The organism is Ruegeria sp. CE12, assembly GCF_056537525.1.
Window position 1 is genome coordinate 1 of record NZ_JBQFRS010000050.1, and the last position, 1,198, is coordinate 1,198.

2 protein-coding genes are annotated in these 1,198 nt (G+C 58.8%); both read right to left on the minus strand.

Annotated features, from left to right (window positions below):
* The coding region (locus tag ACR0IO_RS23040; RefSeq protein ID WP_480745173.1) for a creatininase family protein at window positions 1-678 on the minus strand (678 nt) is incomplete at its 3' end.
* A partial coding sequence (locus ACR0IO_RS23045; RefSeq protein ID WP_480745175.1) for an FGGY-family carbohydrate kinase occupies window positions 678-1,198 on the minus strand: 521 nt, incomplete at its 5' end. The genes ACR0IO_RS23045 and ACR0IO_RS23040, both read right to left, overlap by 1 nt.

Genomic DNA, 1,198 nt, shown 5'->3' on the forward strand with positions numbered 1-1,198 from the left:
TGTCGCCTCGGTCGCGCTGGACGTATACCATGCTGTGTTCTGCGCAATGCGTGCAGCCTCGACCACATCGGGGGCAAGCTCCATCATCAGGGCAGTTTCCCCTGCCCCTGCATGATCAAAGGGATAATGCGCCTTCACCTCGGGCCCCATGAGCGGGTGAATTTTGATCCAGTTGAAGGGGTCGGTGCCCGTGGCGTGCTCGGCATAGTAATCGGCCATGGCGTTATCGCCCCACCACCCTTCGCCGCGCGTCTCTTGCAGATATCGAAACAAGGCGCGCCGCGCCGCGAATTTGAACGCCAGATCGGTTGGCATACCTGCGGTGAAGTTTTCCGATTGGTGATGGATAATGCCGTGAATATTGCGAAACCCGATGCGCAAAAGCGCAAAAAACATATCATCGGCCAGTGCCGAAATTTTGGATGCATCAATATCCATGCTGCCCGTGCCCTCTGGCCCCGCAACCGCATAACTGGCCGCGCCATAGGCAAAGGGCGGTAGGATCACCAAATCCATCTCCGCCTCAAGACGCGCGAGGATCTCTGTGACCGCCAAGAGATCCATCCCAACGGCCATATGTTCGCCGTGATATTCCATAACCCCAAGCGCCAAGGCGACAGGCGTGTTTTCGGCAATCGCATGCCGAATTTGATGGGGCAACATCCGCTCGAACCGCATCACTGCCCCCCAGACAGGCTATGCGCCACGCCACGGCTGTCCTCGTATAATTGGCGGAACAACCTATAGTGACGGGCATGCGCCGCGCTATGGTTGGGCGCCACTTCGTGGGTGGCAGGGTTCCATTTGCTGATATCCTTGGGCCGCGCAGCCCCAATGGCGCAGGCGGCAAGGAATGCGTCCCCAAATGACGCGCCGATGGTCTTTTCACAGACGATCTGCGGGATATTCCCAAAATCTGAGGTTGCCTGTAACCACAGCGGGTTTTTCGTGCCGCCCCCAACCGCCAAACAGCGTTCGGGTGCATGGCCAATCTCGCGATAGGTTTCGATGACATGGGCGGTTCCCATCGCGATCCCCTCAATCAAGGCGCGATAGATGTCGCCACGGCTATGGGTCAGGTTCAGGCCAAAAATCGCCCCTTTGGCCAGCGGGTCATGGATCGGCGTCCTTTCGCCCGAAAAATAGGGCAAGACCAAAACGCCATTAGCCCCCACGGGGGAGGCCGCCGCCTCCTGCG